This window comes from Enterobacter cloacae complex sp. IR5422 (assembly GCF_049238165.1).
Taxonomy (GTDB): Bacteria; Pseudomonadota; Gammaproteobacteria; order Enterobacterales; family Enterobacteriaceae; genus Enterobacter; species Enterobacter roggenkampii.
Genome location: NZ_JBMKHT010000040.1, coordinates 20,041 through 35,786 on the forward strand (window position 1 = coordinate 20,041; position 15,746 = coordinate 35,786).

18 protein-coding genes are annotated in these 15,746 nt (G+C 53.3%); 10 read left to right on the forward strand and 8 right to left on the reverse strand.

Going from position 1 to position 15,746, the window contains the following annotated elements:
- Positions 1-22: 22 nt before the first annotated feature.
- The 4 genes from ACOTXT_RS17375 to dfrA14 all read right to left on the reverse strand — a co-directional run bounded on the left by ACOTXT_RS17375 (position 23) and on the right by dfrA14 (position 3,365).
- Positions 23-1,231, reverse strand: a complete 1,209-nt coding sequence (locus ACOTXT_RS17375) for a type II site-specific deoxyribonuclease (protein WP_001749969.1) — start codon at positions 1,229-1,231, stop codon at positions 23-25.
- Positions 1,232-1,497: 266 nt separating this feature from the next.
- On the reverse strand, positions 1,498-2,262 hold the full coding sequence (locus ACOTXT_RS17380) for an IS6-like element IS6100 family transposase (RefSeq protein ID WP_001389365.1): 765 nt from the start codon (positions 2,260-2,262) through the stop codon (positions 1,498-1,500).
- 142 nt (positions 2,263-2,404) lie between these two features.
- Positions 2,405-2,671, reverse strand: a complete 267-nt coding sequence (gene mobC, locus ACOTXT_RS17385; protein ID WP_001144737.1) for a plasmid mobilization relaxosome protein MobC — start codon at positions 2,669-2,671, stop codon at positions 2,405-2,407.
- Between the two features lie 220 nt (positions 2,672-2,891).
- Complete coding sequence (gene dfrA14 / locus ACOTXT_RS17390) at positions 2,892-3,365, reverse strand: trimethoprim-resistant dihydrofolate reductase DfrA14 (protein ID WP_004201280.1); 474 nt, start codon at positions 3,363-3,365, stop codon at positions 2,892-2,894.
- A 155-nt stretch (positions 3,366-3,520) separates the two neighbouring features.
- Between dfrA14 and intI1 the strand changes: the two genes are divergently transcribed.
- Together intI1 and ACOTXT_RS17400 are read left to right on the forward strand one after the other, a co-directional pair.
- Entirely contained in the window at positions 3,521-4,534 is a 1,014-nt protein-coding gene (gene intI1 / locus ACOTXT_RS17395; RefSeq protein ID WP_000845048.1) for a class 1 integron integrase IntI1, read from the forward strand.
- Positions 4,535-4,926: 392 nt separating this feature from the next.
- Entirely contained in the window at positions 4,927-5,496 is a 570-nt protein-coding gene (locus ACOTXT_RS17400) for a recombinase family protein (protein ID WP_001749988.1), read from the forward strand.
- 1,026 nt (positions 5,497-6,522) lie between these two features.
- Here the strand turns inward: ACOTXT_RS17400 and ACOTXT_RS17405 are convergent.
- A complete protein-coding gene (locus ACOTXT_RS17405; protein ID WP_001749982.1) occupies positions 6,523-7,242 on the reverse strand; it encodes a replication initiation protein in 720 nt (239 codons plus the stop codon).
- A 559-nt stretch (positions 7,243-7,801) separates the two neighbouring features.
- Between ACOTXT_RS17405 and ardK the strand changes: the two genes are divergently transcribed.
- Entirely contained in the window at positions 7,802-8,143 is a 342-nt protein-coding gene (gene ardK, locus ACOTXT_RS17410; protein WP_000057569.1) for an antirestriction protein ArdAB regulator ArdK, read from the forward strand.
- Positions 8,144-8,157: 14 nt separating this feature from the next.
- On the opposite strand, the gene ACOTXT_RS17415 is transcribed toward ardK, so the two are convergent.
- The 3 genes from ACOTXT_RS17415 to mucA form a co-directional block, all read right to left on the reverse strand.
- On the reverse strand, positions 8,158-8,949 hold the full coding sequence (locus ACOTXT_RS17415) for a SprT-like domain-containing protein (RefSeq protein ID WP_001452808.1): 792 nt from the start codon (positions 8,947-8,949) through the stop codon (positions 8,158-8,160).
- 150 nt (positions 8,950-9,099) lie between these two features.
- Positions 9,100-10,365: a translesion error-prone DNA polymerase V subunit MucB gene (gene mucB, locus ACOTXT_RS17420; RefSeq protein ID WP_001749980.1), complete on the reverse strand. Its 1,266-nt coding sequence runs from the start codon at positions 10,363-10,365 to the stop codon at positions 9,100-9,102.
- Positions 10,353-10,793 (reverse strand): translesion error-prone DNA polymerase V autoproteolytic subunit MucA, encoded by a 441-nt coding sequence (gene mucA / locus ACOTXT_RS17425; protein WP_000861760.1) that lies wholly within the window; start codon positions 10,791-10,793, stop codon positions 10,353-10,355. The genes mucB and mucA overlap by 13 nt, the downstream gene beginning before the upstream one ends.
- A 414-nt stretch (positions 10,794-11,207) precedes the next feature.
- Here mucA and ardB point away from each other — a divergent pair, with 414 nt between their 5' ends.
- The 7 genes from ardB to ACOTXT_RS17460 all read left to right on the forward strand — a co-directional run bounded on the left by ardB (position 11,208) and on the right by ACOTXT_RS17460 (position 14,776).
- Positions 11,208-11,633, forward strand: a complete 426-nt coding sequence (ardB, locus tag ACOTXT_RS17430; protein ID WP_000447669.1) for an antirestriction protein ArdB — start codon at positions 11,208-11,210, stop codon at positions 11,631-11,633.
- 57 nt (positions 11,634-11,690) lie between these two features.
- Positions 11,691-12,095, forward strand: a complete 405-nt coding sequence (gene ardR / locus ACOTXT_RS17435; protein WP_000881513.1) for an antirestriction protein ArdAB regulator ArdR — start codon at positions 11,691-11,693, stop codon at positions 12,093-12,095.
- A gap of 9 nt (positions 12,096-12,104) precedes the next feature.
- Entirely contained in the window at positions 12,105-12,344 is a 240-nt protein-coding gene (locus tag ACOTXT_RS17440; protein WP_000932975.1) for a hypothetical protein, read from the forward strand.
- A gap of 885 nt (positions 12,345-13,229) precedes the next feature.
- The gene (ccgD, locus tag ACOTXT_RS17445; protein ID WP_000545925.1) at positions 13,230-13,526 is read left to right on the forward strand and encodes a protein CcgD; all 297 of its coding nucleotides are present in this window, start codon (positions 13,230-13,232) and stop codon (positions 13,524-13,526) included.
- A 14-nt stretch (positions 13,527-13,540) separates the two neighbouring features.
- Complete coding sequence (locus ACOTXT_RS17450) at positions 13,541-13,882, forward strand: hypothetical protein (protein ID WP_015344948.1); 342 nt, start codon at positions 13,541-13,543, stop codon at positions 13,880-13,882.
- Between the two features lie 68 nt (positions 13,883-13,950).
- Positions 13,951-14,235 carry a protein CcgC gene (gene ccgC, locus ACOTXT_RS17455; RefSeq protein ID WP_001750002.1) on the forward strand — a complete coding sequence of 95 codons (285 nt, stop codon included), beginning with the start codon at positions 13,951-13,953 and terminating at the stop codon, positions 14,233-14,235.
- A gap of 208 nt (positions 14,236-14,443) precedes the next feature.
- The gene (locus tag ACOTXT_RS17460) at positions 14,444-14,776 is read left to right on the forward strand and encodes a hypothetical protein (protein ID WP_012561126.1); all 333 of its coding nucleotides are present in this window, start codon (positions 14,444-14,446) and stop codon (positions 14,774-14,776) included.
- The last annotated feature ends 970 nt before the right edge of the window (positions 14,777-15,746 follow it).

The window sequence follows — 15,746 nt, forward strand, 5'->3', positions numbered from 1 at the left end:
GGTATTTATGCCGGGAGATAATCTATGGAATATCTGCGTAAAGCCCTGTCAGCTCAGCAATAAACGCACCTAGCGTCATTAGCTCAGCTCTCACCGCCTCCGGGTATTTTTTGTGCAGAGATGATGGCACGACCAATCTGACACCCGACTCCCGCATCTCCCGATATTGAGCCAGAGAAACTCCCTCCTGGAGTGTAAACAGATGCACCTGATGAATTTTATCGGCCTCATTCAGTATCTGACGCCAGCGATCCTTACAGGTAGTCTTGACTGCCAGCATGCGCAGATTTTCTACGGGAAACTCAGTATCGTGGTAAGCCCCTGCGGAAGGGAAAAGGAAATCGGGTTTTTTATTACCTTCTGTGATGGCCTGCGTCGCAAAGTGTCGCAGGCCGTGCTCAATGAATAGATGCTCCAGGTGCAGTTCCAGCGACTTCCCGGCTCTGGATTTACGGCGATTGCTGACAGAATTGGCCAGCGCAATAAATTCATCCACAGAGCCAAATCCTTTCCGGATGATATCCAGAACATGCAGTTCCTCAACCAATAGAAATATGTCGTACTCCACGCGCCGGCGGTCAAGAAGTTGCTCATCCGGATCAAGGGAATTTTTCACATAATGGCTGGCTGCATACTGAATAATTTCACTTCCCGACGGAAAGCGCAGGTGCCAGTCTTCAGGTAGAATATATTTATGATTTACTGGCGCTTGCTGTAGAGATAGTCCGCCTAGAATCTGTCCTGCGGGGCCGGATATAAGCGCTCCGGGTATAACTTCACCAATAGCGGTCTCAATGACGTCCTCTTCATCAGTGCTGGCGCATACCCAAATATTTACTTCCTTACAGTCCCCCCCTTGCTCATCAAGCTTGAAAGCCAGGAGCGTCAGAGCCCCTGTATTTTCAGGATCCTGAAGTGGGCTGCCTCTACCCCAGCGGGTAATCCTTTTTTCATTCCGGGTTTTACCAAAATGACGGCTGTTATAATAAATTGCCCTGGCTTCGCTGTCAGGGCAATCATGCGATGACACATGTGCGGTGAGAAAAACCGAAGGGTTCAGTTCACGGGTATGGTTGATAGACGGAAAGAGTTTTTCAACGATACCTGAAGGGATATAAAGCCCTACCTGGTGACCACCTGTTGCGCCGGTATCGTTGGCGGAAAGGCGTTTGATGTAGACGAAGTAATTCTCACATGCGATCTCAAGTAGCCAGTTGTGGAAAACCGACATAAGCATCCCCTGTTACCCTGAAACTCTACTCACCATTTTTTCATGATTATATACAAACAGTGTCATTTTCAGAAGACGACTGCACCAGTTGATTGGGCGTAATGGCTGTTGTGCAGCCAGCTCCTGACAGTTCAATATCAGAAGTGATCTGCACCAATCTCGACTATGCTCAATACTCGTGTGCACCAAAGCGAGGTGAGCATGGCGACGGAGGCTCTGTTGCAAAGATTGGCGGCAGTCAGAGGTAGGCTGTCGCTCTGCGCCGATCAGGCGGCTGCTGCGAAATGGTGGTTGAGCATGCCCATGGCCTCCGTCAGCGCCGAGGGCCCAATGCCAAAAGCTCTCTCCACAAGGCGCACCTCGCCCCTGATGCCGGGCTGCAGGCACCAGGGGCGAGCCTGTCCTTTGCGCAGGGCTCGCATGACTTCGAATCCCTTGATCGTGGCATAGGCCGTGGGGATCGATTTGAAACCGCGCACCGGCTTGATCAGTATCTTGAGCTTTCCGTGATCGGCCTCGATCACGTTATTGAGATACTTCACCTGCCGGTGGGCCGTCTCCCGGTCCAGCTTTCCTTCGCGCTTCAATTCGGTGATCGCTGCACCATAGCTCGGCGCTTTGTCGGTATTGAGCGTGGCAGGCTTTTCCCAGTGCTTCAGGCCTCGCAGGGCCTTGCCCAGGAACCGCTTCGCTGCCTTGGCGCTGCGGGTCGGCGACAGGTAGAAATCGATCGTGTCGCCCCGCTTGTCGACTGCCCGGTACAGGTAGGTCCACTTGCCCCGCACCTTGACGTAGGTTTCATCCAGGCGCCAGCTCGGATCAAAGCCACGCCGCCAGAACCAGCGCAGCCGCTTCTCCATCTCCGGGGCGTAGCACTGGACCCAGCGATAGATCGTCGTATGGTCGACCGAAATGCCGCGTTCCGCCAGCATTTCCTCAAGGTCGCGATAGCTGATCGGATAGCGACAATACCAGCGCACCGCCCACAGGATCACATCACCCTGGAAATGGCGCCACTTGAAATCCGTCATCGTTCCGTCCGTCCAATCTCCGCCAAGCATGCTCAAGCTTCACGATTTTTGCAACAGAGCCCACACGAGTATTGAGCATAGTCGAGATTGGTGCAGATCACTTCTGATATTGAACTGTCAGGAGCTGGCTGCACAACAGCCATTACGCCCAATCAACTGGTGCAGTCGTCTTCTGAAAATGACAATCGTGCCACCGGCTCCAGGTCTTATCGAACAGCTCAGACACATGGTCCAAATGCTGGTCGATCCGTTCGGCCAGTTTTTCGATGGCCTCTTGCTTGAGCTTGTCACTTTCCCTGAACTCGATGTTCAAGGCCCTGGCCACCTGGTTGAGGTTCCGGCCGATAGCTCCAAGCTGCCGGCACGATTCCCGTACGGTGTTCACTTCTTCATCAGTGAGGACCGGCATCCGGTTCAACGACCGCAGTCATTTCTGTACCTAAACAGTCCTGCGAATATGTGAGTTTTGACCTAATGAGCCACAAAAACTCATTTTCGCCCACGATAATTTTTCTACTTCCTTTCTTTGGAATGCTCATTTCAATATTCACATAACGTCGCTATCAATCGCGGAAAAGGCGTAGTGCGCGAAGCGAACGAAGCTTTTTGCCGTCGATTGCATAGCTTTGTTAACCCTTTTTCCAAATTTGATAGCAATAGTTAATGTTTGAAGTAAAGTGTTGCTCAAAAACAACTTCGAAGGTATTTGGAATACTCGGGAAGAAAACATCCCCCTCTGGCTCGATGTCGATCGTCGATAAGTGGAGCGTAGAGGCCATGGGTAATGTTTCTCGGTAAATTTCTCCGCCACCAGACACTATAACGTGACCGGTGAATTCAGCTAGCCTGTCCATGGCCTCTTCGATTGACTGAAATACAACTACATTGTCATCATTTGATGTCCAACCTGAGCGGGTAACGACCGCGTATTTCCTATTGGGGAGTGCGCCCATAGATTCAAACGTCTTGCGACCCACCAGAAGCCACTGATTGTAGGTCAATGCTTTAAAAAGTAGCTGCTCCCCTTTCGCGGACCAGGGTATGTCTGGACCGCAACCAATCACGCCGTTTTTCGCTTTCGCAGCCATCAATGATACTTTCAAGGTTCTCATCCTGGGTTAACTTTGTTTTAGGGCGACTGCCCTGCTGCGTAACATCGTTGCTGCTCCATAACATCAAACATCGACCCACGGCGTAACGCGCTTGCTGCTTGGATGCCCGAGGCATAGACTGTACAAAAAAACAGTCATAACAAGCCATGAAAACCGCCACTGCGCCGTTACCACCGCTGCGTTCGGTCAAGGTTCTGGACCAGTTGCGTGAGCGCATACGCTACTTGCATTACAGTTTACGAACCGAACAGGCTTATGTCCACTGGGTTCGTGCCTTCATCCGTTTCCACGGTGTGCGTCACCCGGCAACCTTGGGCAGCAGCGAAGTCGAGGCATTTCTGTCCTGGCTGGCGAACGAGCGCAAGGTTTCGGTCTCCACGCATCGTCAGGCATTGGCGGCCTTGCTGTTCTTCTACGGCAAGGTGCTGTGCACGGATCTGCCCTGGCTTCAGGAGATCGGAAGACCTCGGCCGTCGCGGCGCTTGCCGGTGGTGCTGACCCCGGATGAAGTGGTTCGCATCCTCGGTTTTCTGGAAGGCGAGCATCGTTTGTTCGCCCAGCTTCTGTATGGAACGGGCATGCGGATCAGTGAGGGTTTGCAACTGCGGGTCAAGGATCTGGATTTCGATCACGGCACGATCATCGTGCGGGAGGGCAAGGGCTCCAAGGATCGGGCCTTGATGTTACCCGAGAGCTTGGCACCCAGCCTGCGCGAGCAGCTGTCGCGTGCACGGGCATGGTGGCTGAAGGACCAGGCCGAGGGCCGCAGCGGCGTTGCGCTTCCCGACGCCCTTGAGCGGAAGTATCCGCGCGCCGGGCATTCCTGGCCGTGGTTCTGGGTTTTTGCGCAGCACACGCATTCGACCGATCCACGGAGCGGTGTCGTGCGTCGCCATCACATGTATGACCAGACCTTTCAGCGCGCCTTCAAACGTGCCGTAGAACAAGCAGGCATCACGAAGCCCGCCACACCGCACACCCTCCGCCACTCGTTCGCGACGGCCTTGCTCCGCAGCGGTTACGACATTCGAACCGTGCAGGATCTGCTCGGCCATTCCGACGTCTCTACGACGATGATTTACACGCATGTGCTGAAAGTTGGCGGTGCCGGAGTGCGCTCACCGCTTGATGCGCTGCCGCCCCTCACTAGTGAGAGGTAGGGCAGCGCAAGTCAATCCTGGCGGATTCACTACCCCTGCGCGAAGGCCATCGGTGCCGCATCGAACGGCCGGTTGCGGAAAGTCCTCCCTGCGTCCGCTGATGGCCGGCAGCAGCCCGTCGTTGCCTGATGGATCCAACCCCTCCGCTGCTATAGTGCAGTCGGCTTCTGACGTTCAGTGCAGCCGTCTTCTGAAAACGACAAACAGCCAGAAAGGCTGTTACAGGCGATTTGATCTGCAACCTATTGGTTAAATTAATGTATCAAAAACGATGGTTTTTGTGACAGTCTTGAAAAGTCCTGACTTCTCCCGAAAAATGACTCCCCTCATGTAACAAAACTCGTTACTGTATCAACATAACAATAACCCCATAACTAATTAGCGAGAAAAGAATGAAAATCGGCTATGCACGTAAATCTACGCATCTTCAGGATGTGGCGCACCAGGTTGACGAACTAACAAAAGCTGGATGTGAGCAAATCTATCAGGATCAGACCTCACGTAGCGGCCCAAAGCGCGACAAAAAAGGTGCGCCGGAACTGGAGAACTGCCTGAAAGCATTGCGCGAGGGAGATACCCTAGTAGTTTGGGCACTAGATCGGCTCGGCGGTTCATTGGGTCAAGTCATTACTTTACTCGACGACCTGAAGAAACGCGGAATAACTTTCATAGCCATCAAGGACAGAATAGACACAAATGCGCCAGTTATAGGGGAAATCTATACTCATCTGATGGCGATATTCTCTAGCTTTGAACGCAACCGCAATATTGAAAGAACGCGCTCAGGCCTTGCAGCTGCACGCGCAAGGGGCCGTGTGGGAGGGAGAAAACCGTCACTTTCTGAAGAAGATGTTAAACAAATTAGAATCTTACTTGCTGATCCTGAAATGACAGTTGGTGCAGTTGCTAAGCGCTTCAACGTTTCTCGCATGACTATTTATCGCTACACCACAAAATCATGAATGACCGCAGCATGGCGGTTTTATTTTCTTATGCCGTCAGGGCATGGAAGGCGACCACGCCGGAGTTAAACGGGCACCGGCCGCAAATCGCCGGAAACCGCAATGCTGAACGTATCGCCCGACCCAGCCCCCTCCCTGCAAAGCCCTAATCCCGCTCACCGCCACACAGCTGCCGTATGTCCCCCACGGGGGTGCGCAGTGGGCGCCGCGCGCCTGCGCGCGGGAACGGCGGCCCGCCTTCGGGTCGCGGCGCCGTACTGCGAGTTAGCGGCCGCACGCGGCCGGTTACGGGGGACACTACGCCATACGACCAGCGACCCGCTGAGCTGCACAATCCACGGATAACACAAGCTACATACATGTCGATATGGGAATCCGCCCATCTTGCCGGGCGCCGCTGTCGTGTGGAAATCCGCCCACCTTACCGGGCGCCGGTGCCGTGTGGGAATCCACCCACCTTGCCGGGCGCCGGTGCTGTGTGGAAATCCGCCCACCTTGCCGGGCGCCGGTGCCGTGTGGGAATCCGCCCACCTTGCCGGGTGCCGGTGCCGTGTGGAAATCCGCCCACCTTGCCGGGCGCCGGTGCCGTGTGGGAATCCGCCCACCTTGCCGGGCGCCGGTGCTGTGTGGGAATCCGCCCACCTTGCCGGGCGCCGGTGCCGTGTGGGAATCCGCCCACCTTGCCGGGCGCCGGTGCTGTGTGGAAATCCGCCCACCCTTTCCGGGCGCCGGAGCCGTGTGGGAATCCGCCCACCTTGCCGGGCGCCGGTGCCGTGTGGGAATCCGCCCACCTTGCCGGGCGCCGGAGCCGTGTGGGAATCCGCCCACCTTGCCGGGCGCCGGTGCCGTGTGGGAATCCGCCCACCTTGCCGGGCGCCGGTGCCGTGTGGGAATCCGCCCACCTTGCCGGGCGCCGGTGCTGTGTGGAAATTCGCCCACCTTGCCGGGCGCCGGTGCTGTGTGGAAATTCGCCCATCTTCATGACAAAAATTTGTCAAATGACAGGCTCATGTGTGCTGATTTATGTCAGACGGGATTTTGCTTATCAATTATTGAGAACAGAAATTTTCCTGAATCATCAATACTATACTTAGCAAGTAAAGGTGTTTTCTCATTTATCTGCTTGAGTGCAGGATCAAGGAAAGATCGTTTCAACTCTGCCAAGTTCTTCTGTTGGGATTCCGGCAAAAGGAAACGGTCATTTAACCAAGCATGAGTAGTAACCCATAAGCCTGAAGATTTGAATTGAGCAAGACTTTCATAAAGGCGGATCGTCCGTGGATTTCGAAGACTGCCACAATCGCGGAGCGAGTAGGTGGTGAACTGGTTCGTCAGGCCGTAAATGTACCGCAGGAGTTTATGGTTAAATTCGATTTCCCAGATACCACGAGCTGATCGGCTGCCAGCCTCTGTTAGCCAGGGGCGCGCGACGCAGTCAAAACTCCCTTCTTTCGGGTAAAAGATTACCGCAGAACGGCTTAACTCAAACACGCCTTCTTTAACATCCTTGATAGCCTGGTTACGGCTTACCTGAAAAATTTGCTCATAGTCAGCCACCTTTACTTTGAAAGTAGAGTCACCGAGTACAGCCATCTCATCATCATCTTCGCTTACTGAAGCTGTGAAATACGTCTGCATAAGACATAACCAGAGAACGCGCTTTGCTTTTAGCGAGAGGTAGTAAGCAGCTTCGGTAAGCTCGTTAGACTGCTTAACTTTTATCTTTTTGTTCAGCAACTTATCCATGAGCCTTGCCTTTGTGGGTTAAAAATTACTCTCCACACTACCACAAAGTTCAAACAAGTAAATACATTTTTTACAGTTTCGTCTAAGGTGGGCCAATTCCCATAACAAGGTGGGCTAATTCCCATAGTAAGGTGGGGTGTTTCCCATAGATAGGTGGGCCAATTCCCATAACAAGGTGGGCGGATTCCCAGAGATAACACTTATTTATGATTTTAAATCAATGAGTTATATAGCTCTAAAAGACTTTAAAAAGATAAAAAATCTATAAAATACCTTTTAAAAATATGCCTGTGGATATGTGCATATCATCGCTTACCAGCGCCGCTTCGCGGCTCGGTCAACCCCTCAGAACCGCGAAAACAAGTTTCGCAGTTCTTCACGGTTCATGTTTTAATCCAAGCATGGCGCCAGCACCTTCGCGGCACCATCGAGGCCCGCGCTGCTGCCGCACCGGGCCTCACCCTCAAATAAAATAAAGTTTATAAAAATCGTACTTGTATTGACCCCAGTTTATTCTGAGTATATCCTTTCTGTAACCAAAACTACGGAGGCGCCACAGATGGCTCAGAAAAACAGAATTTCAGAAACAGAATGGAAACAGCTGCTGCCGCAAATGGCTTCCTTTGCACACATCACAACAGATATTGGCTATTCCGTGCTTGTCAAAGGTGAGAAATCATCAGACGTAGCCACGCGAGTAGGCCGTTCCAAGCAAAACATTTCCAGCACCGTTAAGCGAATCTGGGATTTGTACCAGAACACCACTCTTAAAGCCGAGAACGGCGAACCATTAAAATTAGTTCAGGTCTGGATACCAGCAAGCCTTGCTGAAACTGTTTTAAAAGAAGCCGCGAAGTACAGCATTAATAACATCACGACCTCGGAAATGGAAAAAAAATAAAGTCCGAAAGGACTTTATTTTAAGACTACTAACGCGGCTTTATTACAGTGCTCGCCACCACAGTAAACCACTATCCCCGGTTTACCCCAGAGATTGATATGACACACCGGGCAGCTGTACTTTTCCCGGTTTGTTTTGTTCACCGGCGCTTCAGGCGGCGGGGTTACAAATCGCATGGCCTCTATGATCTCGTCGTCGAGTTCAACCGGGTCGCGCCCTTCCTCCACCTCCTGTTCGTGTTCGCTATCATCTTCCTCGTCGTCAATATAGCCTTTTCCTGTAGGGCTTAGCACAGCGCCAGGCTTAGGCTGGTAAGGCGGAAACCTGTCCATCCAGGAAAGCCGGAAATGGCCTGTCAGCAGTTCATCACAGGCCATATCGAAAGGGCCACCGGCAATAATATAATGGGTCATGCTCTGGCCCACTTTCCTGCCTCCCGGTTCGCCGGTATCAGAAGGCATTAGTCCTACCCGTTCCATCCGGGCCGCCCACTGTTTGTTGTGATAGCCACGGCGGCCAGGCTCGCCAAAATGGAATTGCCACTGATGAACCATCTCATGCACCAGTGTTGAAAGCGTGGCCTTTATGGTTCTGATCGAGAAATACACCGGATTCATAGCGATCTCGTCTACCGTGTACCCACTCTCACGGCCGACGAAACGCTTAAAGGAACAATAGCCATACGTTCGCTTCTCACGCTGCAACGTTATCAGGCATGGCGGCAGCTCGTTGCTGAATAGCTTCTCATTAAAAAAATCGTAGGCTCTCTGAAGTTCATCGTAGGTTTCGGGCGTAGGCAAATTCACTGTTAACCTCACATATATGTATTGTGCAATACACATAATTTAGCTGATCTTTTATACAGATGAAACGCCTTTTACCGAAAACCGCGAAACCGCGCCGAAACTCGTTTCGGCCGGTTGAGGGGTTGACCGGCCCGCGTGCGGCGCCGGTAATTATTTGATGGTTGCTGTTGGTATCGAGCGCCAGTCTGTCGTGTAATCAGGTGACAACATCTGACGGCGCATGGCAAAGGAGTTATCGATGCCCTGGCCTGCAAAAAACAGCTGGCTCTTGCCACGCCGGTTTATGCCATCGAGAACAGCCATTAACGCCTCGCTGCCAGCTGAAGGCGTAGCAGAGTCGAATAAATCCAGCTGGGCCTCCTTTCCGCTGAAATCGGCCAGCATGATCCCTGCTTTTGCATACGCAATATCTTCCCGCCAGATCCGCGCCAGCGCGGCTTGTGCCGCCTGAATTATCGTGCGGCTGTCCTGGGTTGCCACCGTCAGTTTTTCGGTTGCCTGATTGGCATACTGTGTATCACGCACTGAATAAGGACTGGTGCGGATAAAGACGCTTATGACGCGGCAGTATTGCCGCTCATTACGCAGTTTTTCAGCTGCGCGCGCTGCAAATCCGGTGATCGCCTGCTGCATATCCGCCAGGGCTACTACGCGTTGGCCGAATGAGCGCGATACAACAATCTGCTGCTTCGCCGGAGGGTTTTCTTCCAGGCTGAAGCAAGCCTCGCCGCGTAGCTCCCGTACCGTTCTTTCAAGCACAACACCAAACGTCTTACGGATTAGGCGCGTATCTGCCCTGGCTAAATCCAGCACCGTTTTGATCCCCATTGTGGCGAGTGCTTTCTCTGTACGATGGCCGACGCCCCAGACTTCCGCAACCGGCAGGATGCTCATTAATTTCTTCAGTCTGGCGCCATCGTCCAGAGCAACCACCCCGCCAGTAGCGGGCCATGTTTTTGCAGCGTGGTTACACAGCTTCGCCAGCGTCTTAGTACGGGCAATACCGACCCCGCATACCAGCGTTGTGTGTCGCCTGACTTCCTCGCGCAGTTGGCGCCCGAAAGCGTCAAGGCTCATGGCGGCCGTTATCCCTTTGCAGTCAACAAAAAGCTCGTCGATTGAATACTGTTCGACGTGGCTTGCAAGGGACTCAACTACGGCCGCGAACCGGGCCGACATGGAGGCATAGAGAGTGTAATTAGAGCTAAAAATAGCGATGTTATGACGCTCGATTATGGGTCTGACTTTGAAGTACGGATCGCCCATTTTCAGGCCCGCTTTCTTCGCCAGGTAATTACGGGCCACAATGTTGCCGTCATTGTTGGATAAAACGGCCACTGCTCGGTTTGCCAGATCTGGCCTAAATGCCTGCTCACAGCTGGCGTACATGCCATTGACATCAATCAGCGCAAACATACCGGATGCTCGATAAGGGAATGCGTAACCACTCCCCAGATTTCAACGCTCTCATTATCCGGGTCAATGTAGTACACAGGAAAATCTTTGTTCATCGGCATCAGGCAGGGTCTGGGCCTCAGCAGTAGCCGCTTCACGGTAAATTCATTATGGATGCAGGCGACTACGATTGAGCCGTGGCTGGCCGTCAGCGAGCGATCCACAACCAGTACGTCACCATCATGGATGCGGCCATCTTCCATTGACGAGCCAGAAACCCGCAGGAAGTAAGTTGCTGAAGGGTGACGAACACAATACTCATGCAGGTTTAACTCCTGCTTTTCATAGCCCTGGGCCGGGCTGGGGAACCCCGCAGAAATTCTTTGCAGATAAAAAGGGATGCTGTGTACCCGGCTGGCGCCGGAGCTTTCAAAAATATCGACCTTCATAGCGATCTTCCAAATCACTGTTTACTTATACAGTATCGCTGTTATGGTCAGGTTGGCAAGTTTTACAGGTACTCTACTATATGTAGTGCTGCTTCAGCTGCCAACGAACGCTATATATAGTGTTTGTTGGCTTTCTGCTTTCTCAGTGTCCCCTGTAACCGGCCGCGTGGCGGCGGGCTAGCAGGGAGGGGGGTGGCCTGTCGCTCCGGTCAGTCCCGCAGTTTCCGGCGATTTGCCCCCGGTGTCCGGTGGAGTCCGGCGAGGTCGCCTTCCATGCTCTGACGGGCATAAAATTAGGTAAATATAATCCGTACTTGTATTGACTTTAACGCCCCATTGTACGATAATTAAAAAGTGGCAGGTGATGTGCCTGCCGCTTAACCATCGCCGGTATCGGCTTAAAGAGGAAGTATCATGGAAACTATCGAAATCACCGCCCGCTACATTTCTGAAAACGCCCGCATGAACTTCATGCCTGCGGCATTTCGTGGCGCTTTCTTCAGCGCAGATCACTTCATTCAGTCCTTTCTGAATCGTTACGCTAAAGACTACCAGGGAGGGTATTGGGAATACCTTCAGGCCAGCAATGGCGCGTTTTTTATGGAAGCGCCCCAACCTCTTTGGCTCTCGTTACCTAACTATTTTGAAGGTGAATGCAGCGCGCGCGAAGTAGGGATTATTGTTTGTCTGTATGCCTACAGTTACTTTTGCGGGCTGGCATATGAAGAAGGCAAAGCCGAACTGAACGAAACGATGGCTAACCGGTATCACCTGTTGCGGGAGTACGTTAATACGCTGGAGAACGAAAGCCAGAATCGTATTTATCGTGCCATTGATTAACTGATAACCAGGCGGGCAAAGCCCGCCTTATCGTGACTGTCACGCTCAGGGGAAACTATGTTAGCGACACTTCAACACCCTACCGCCTGGCAATTGCCAGATCGGTTAATGCTTTTGGAACTGTTAATGTTCGATTACCGTAATTCCGATCAGGAGCGCTACGGCCAGCAAATCTATCACCACTATCGTAAACAGGGTAATCATCGCTGGGATACTTCTGTTCATCAGGATAGCGGCGGCCAATACGCGATTATTTTCCGGCACTCCTTCAGCAAAAAACAGGCTGATGGCGTTAAGCGAACGATGATCCGCGATGAAACCGTTATACGGGCAGGTACGGCGCAGGAGCTGACAGAAGCGACATTTCCCGACTTCCAGGATAGCGATATTCTGAAGGCGTCGGATTTCTTTAAGTCGCTTATCCAGCGCAAAGCGGCAGACGTAACACAAACCGATATTTGAGGATCAGCGATGCTGAACAAAACCGAAAACAACACCAACATTAGTAGTATCAACCCCTGTTCTACAGAGAGCCTAATAGCCGTGACGGGAAATGATGGAGAGACGCATATCATTCAGCGTGAGTTAATATCCCACTCTGTTGAAGGGCATGAAGCCACAATCATTCACCTTGTAACCGGGAAGTCGATAAGGGTTTCTTTGTCATCTGAAATTCTGGCAAAAAAACTAGGCATTACCGTGTCTGAATAACGGGTTTTGTTGCTTTGTTATAAGGTTTTATCCGTGTGTGGCAGAGTTCTAAAAAGGGAAACGTGAGAGATTATGAATACGATTAGCATAACGGAAATCGTGTTGAGTGTGCTTCTTGCGGGCGCTTTGGGGCCGGTTTTATTACGTCGAAAAAAAGGTCTGCTGTTACTGTTGTTGATTCTGGTCTGCACGATACTTTTGCTTCATGGTGTCACTACGATTTACTGATGTGGTCGAAAATCTTTAAAAGCGAACCCCCGGACGTCACCCCTCCGGGGCCGTTCTGCTGTGCTGCGCATCGAGCCGCTACGCGTCTCGCCCCGCTCACGCGGGCAGCTGCCACTGACGCCTCCGGCCTGCGGCCTCCGCGCTCCGCTTGGCAACCCCTTCCCCTGCTGCCGCTCATTTCCCCTTCAGCCTCCTATCATGATTCGTCTCCTGCATTATCCGTGGATTGTGCAGCTCAGTGGGGCGCTGGCCGTGACGGTGCGGTGTCCCCCGTAACCGGCCGCGCGGCGGCCGCTAACTCGCAGTACGGCGCCGCGACCCGCAGGCGGGCCGCCGTACCCGCGCGCAGGCGCGCGGCGCCCACTGCGCACCCCCGTGGGGGACGTGCGGCAGCTGCGTGGCGGCGGGCTGGGTTATGGCTTAGCAGGAAGGGGGGTTGGCCTGTTGCTCCGGTCAGTCCCGCAGTTTCCGGCGATTTGCGGCCGGTGTCCGGTGGAGTCCGGCGCGGTCGCCTTCCATGCCCTGACGGGCATAAAAACATGTAAATAAATTCCGTACTTGTATTGACTTTAAAGGCGTAATCACCGATAATTAAATCATCGGGAGGCAACACCGCCACCCGAAAAATTGCCGGTATCGGCGCTTACAGGAGTCGTCATGCACTTTACTAACTTCCTTCAGCGTTACTTCGATATAGAGATTGAACATACCTTTGACCCTACCATTCAGGGCAGCAACGAAACGGGTAAAGACGTCACTAAAATCTGGATCTATGAGAAGGGCGAGGATAGCGAACCGCTGCTTACTCTGACAGAAGCATGGTGGTATACCGAGACAAAAACGGCTGGTAACTGGCTTATCGGCAACGTGTATTCAACGCTTGAGCATGGGCGTGAAATTCATGAAAGCGAATTTCGTAAACTGGTAACAGCTGGCAAGGTGATATCAGCATGAGTAAGGGGAATAAAATGCTTATTAATCGGATAGCGGTTATCGGGCTTGCAGTTGTCGCAGCCGCTACGCAGGCAGGTGTGCCGCCGGTTAAGTTTTTTTACCGGGATACAGTCCCGGTAAGCATTACGCTGGACGAACCCGCAACGGGTTGCAGCATGGCCGGTGTGATTGTTCATCCAGTGGATCGGCCAGCGGCAAAAGTGGCGTGGTTTAGCGAGCGGATTTGCGGTAAAAAACGTTACCCGGTTAGCTTTATCAGTGATGAAATTAGCGCCCCGCATAACGTGATCCATAAAGGGGAAAAGTTTCACGTTACCCCGGCTCAGGTCAATCTCCTGGACGCGCAAAACCTCTAATTAAATCATCGGGTGGCAATACCGCCGCCCGAACAATCGCCGGTATCGGCAACCATCAAGGAGTTCACATGTATCACTATCTCGTTTTTGTCCCTCTCGCATTAATTTTTAGCGCCGCTGCGCTTGCCCTGCCCTGGTTTATCGTTCGTGCGGGATACAGGGATCTGGTGCAGATCACCTGCGCCTGCGTCTCTGTTCTGGGCCTGTGTGCGGCGACAGGGGTTTTCAGCTACTTCGATAATAAGCCGCTTGCGTTTCTGTACGGTTGCGGCGCGCTGGCGTGCTTTTTGTACGCGGTAGACTGCGCGATACCGTTGTATATGACGCGTAAAAAGCCACGTAAGCAGCTGTAAGAAAAAAGGCGGGTAATCCCCGCCTTTTTTATTGAGGCTGTCAGAAAGCGATTCAGGCACTCTATGAACGCTTTGCAAGATATAAAATTTTGTATGCACATTCAGTACTTATATTGACTTTGAGGACATAATCACCGATAATTAAATCATCGGGAGGCAACACCGTCGCCCGCAAAATTGCCGGTATCGGCGCGCAAAGGAGTACATCATGGATTACCAGACCCGCTTAAATTCTGATATAACCAAAGAGATTGATTATCTGGCATCACTGCGTAAACAACGCATGGTGGCGGATCTGCGCACAGAGCTGGTTTACGGCTCCCTGGAGCGTCTGGCAGATATGATCTGCAACACCGTCACTGACTGGTCGCTTCCCTGCCCTGTTCTGCCGCTTTCTTCCGTACAGCAATGGCACAAAGCCCGCGAAATCGTCCTGGCAGATTATGAGGACTTCGGCCACGATGCCTGGGACTTTGCCCGCCACTATATGAAAACAGAGCTTAGCTTCGGTTATGCCTGCTACAAAGACGATATTGCCTGATGATTAACAACATGGGGGGCTAACGCCCCCCTGATAAACTGACCCTTTTAATGGCCTTACCGCCGATTTCAGATGGAACGAGAGATAAACAGCGGCAGACTCCGGGCGTTACCCCTTCGGGGCCGCTCTGCTGTGCTGCGCATCGAGCCGGTTCCCGTCTCGCCCCGCTTACGCGGGCAGCGGCCGCTAACGCCTCCGGCCTTCGGCCTCCGCGCTCCGCTTGGCCTCCGGGCTTCGCCCTCCGCGCTGGCGCTTGGCGGCTGGCGTCAGCCGCCAGCCAGGTTCGCCGGTATCTCAGCTGCCCGGTCATAAAGCCGTTCCGTTGGCGTGGGTCGTTCCGCCTATGACCGCAGTGAAACCGGGCGCGGCAGGTTGTCAACAGACGCTTCGCTCAAGCTGTTGACAACCTGCCTTATTCGCCCGGTTACAGTGCGGCCGTCGGAAACGACACCCCGCCAACTTCTCTACAGGTGCTATATGACCTCTACCATCCTCGAAAACCTACCGCAAATCATCACCTCGCTGGCCGCTCTGATTACGGCCGTAACCGGCCTAATCAAAGTGCTACGCGACAAAGACAAGTAACAGCCATCGGGGCGGCTGTGCCGCCCCTTTGCAGCTGCTTGCCGGTGATCTCTCCAGTTTATGTTCTGACATTGTGCTAAATCCTGATGCCACACAGGGCGTTACCCCTTCGGGGCCGCTCTGCTGTGCTGCGCATCGAGCCGGTTCCCGTCTCGCCCCGCTTACGCGGGCAGCGGCCGCTAACGCCTCCGGCCTTCGGCCTCCGCGCTCCGCTTGGCAGGCCACACCCTGCGCCGGACTCGCCCGGCCGCAAGCGGCCGCCCCGCCCCTTCGGGGTGCCAACGCCCTTCAGGCGTCGGCATCCTTTGCCAGTGCGCTATTGTGTTATCCGTGGATTGTGCAGCTCAGCGGGGCGCTGGCCGTGACGGTGCGGTGTCCCCCGTAA

Excerpts from the sequence above, each read along its gene's own strand:
- ACOTXT_RS17375 (WP_001749969.1), bottom strand. The coding sequence starts at position 1,231 with ATGTCGGTTTTCCACAACTGGCTACTTGAGATCGCATGTGAGAATTAC.
- ACOTXT_RS17380 (WP_001389365.1), bottom strand. The coding sequence starts at position 2,262 with ATGACGGATTTCAAGTGGCGCCATTTCCAGGGTGATGTGATCCTGTGG.
- mobC (WP_001144737.1), bottom strand. The coding sequence starts at position 2,671 with ATGCCGGTCCTCACTGATGAAGAAGTGAACACCGTACGGGAATCGTGC.
- intI1 (WP_000845048.1), top strand. The coding sequence starts at position 3,521 with ATGAAAACCGCCACTGCGCCGTTACCACCGCTGCGTTCGGTCAAGGTT.
- ACOTXT_RS17400 (WP_001749988.1), top strand. The coding sequence starts at position 4,927 with ATGAAAATCGGCTATGCACGTAAATCTACGCATCTTCAGGATGTGGCG.
- ACOTXT_RS17405 (WP_001749982.1), bottom strand. The coding sequence starts at position 7,242 with ATGGATAAGTTGCTGAACAAAAAGATAAAAGTTAAGCAGTCTAACGAG.
- ardK (WP_000057569.1), top strand. The coding sequence starts at position 7,802 with ATGGCTCAGAAAAACAGAATTTCAGAAACAGAATGGAAACAGCTGCTG.
- mucB (WP_001749980.1), bottom strand. The coding sequence starts at position 10,365 with ATGTTTGCGCTGATTGATGTCAATGGCATGTACGCCAGCTGTGAGCAG.
- mucA (WP_000861760.1), bottom strand. The coding sequence starts at position 10,793 with ATGAAGGTCGATATTTTTGAAAGCTCCGGCGCCAGCCGGGTACACAGC.
- ardB (WP_000447669.1), top strand. The coding sequence starts at position 11,208 with ATGGAAACTATCGAAATCACCGCCCGCTACATTTCTGAAAACGCCCGC.
- ardR (WP_000881513.1), top strand. The coding sequence starts at position 11,691 with ATGTTAGCGACACTTCAACACCCTACCGCCTGGCAATTGCCAGATCGG.
- ACOTXT_RS17440 (WP_000932975.1), top strand. The coding sequence starts at position 12,105 with ATGCTGAACAAAACCGAAAACAACACCAACATTAGTAGTATCAACCCC.
- ccgD (WP_000545925.1), top strand. The coding sequence starts at position 13,230 with ATGCACTTTACTAACTTCCTTCAGCGTTACTTCGATATAGAGATTGAA.
- ACOTXT_RS17450 (WP_015344948.1), top strand. The coding sequence starts at position 13,541 with ATGCTTATTAATCGGATAGCGGTTATCGGGCTTGCAGTTGTCGCAGCC.
- ccgC (WP_001750002.1), top strand. The coding sequence starts at position 13,951 with ATGTATCACTATCTCGTTTTTGTCCCTCTCGCATTAATTTTTAGCGCC.
- ACOTXT_RS17460 (WP_012561126.1), top strand. The coding sequence starts at position 14,444 with ATGGATTACCAGACCCGCTTAAATTCTGATATAACCAAAGAGATTGAT.